Here is a 637-nt window from a genome sequence, read left to right on the forward strand (position 1 = left end):
CGCCAGACCACCAAGGTGTCGCCTGGCCGTAGGCGAGCGAGGGCTGCATCGAGGCCGGGGCGGGAGAAGGCAGCGCCCGAGAGACCGTGATCGGTATACAGGTGGTCGCAGCCCGCGGCCCGAAGGGCTTTGAGCTGCAGGTCGAGGTTTTGGTCGTGAGTGGACACGCGCGCGTAGCCGATTTTATGTCCGGCCGGCGTGTCCTCGGTATGCCGGCGCGCTGCGGCGTGTCGAGGCCCACACGGCGATGAGGGGGCCGGCTGGGCAAGAAAGGAATGAAGACGGACGGCCTTTTTAAATGTCATATCGTGCATTCGTTATAGTAAAAGAAAAAGCGGCGACGAATCGCAGTCCTGATCCCGACATCGGTTGGCATGAATCAACGCGCGATTCTGCGGGTCGGTCCGGGCTGGCGCCCGGGTGGCACGCGCGGATTCAGCCAGACGACGGTGACCCTATCGACGTCTGGTGTACAGTGCGCGCGCCTGGCTACACGCCCCCGAGCATCTCGGACCGAATGCTGTCCGGCGCGCCGTGGATCGACGTGCGGGGCGGGGGCGATTGTTAATAAAAGTCAAATTTGGGTGGGGCATACCCGGATGATACTGGACAAAATGGATCGTTTTTGTCCGCGGCC

At 62.8% G+C, this 637-nt stretch carries 1 protein-coding gene; it reads right to left on the bottom strand.

Annotation, left to right across the window (positions count from 1 at the left end):
* A partial coding sequence (locus tag AC0KUR_RS38060) for a recombinase family protein (protein ID WP_473377414.1) occupies positions 1-182 on the bottom strand: 182 nt, incomplete at its 3' end.
* Between the last annotated feature and the right edge of the window lie 455 nt (positions 183-637).

The organism is Burkholderia sp. YHN3-13 (genome assembly GCF_055810675.1).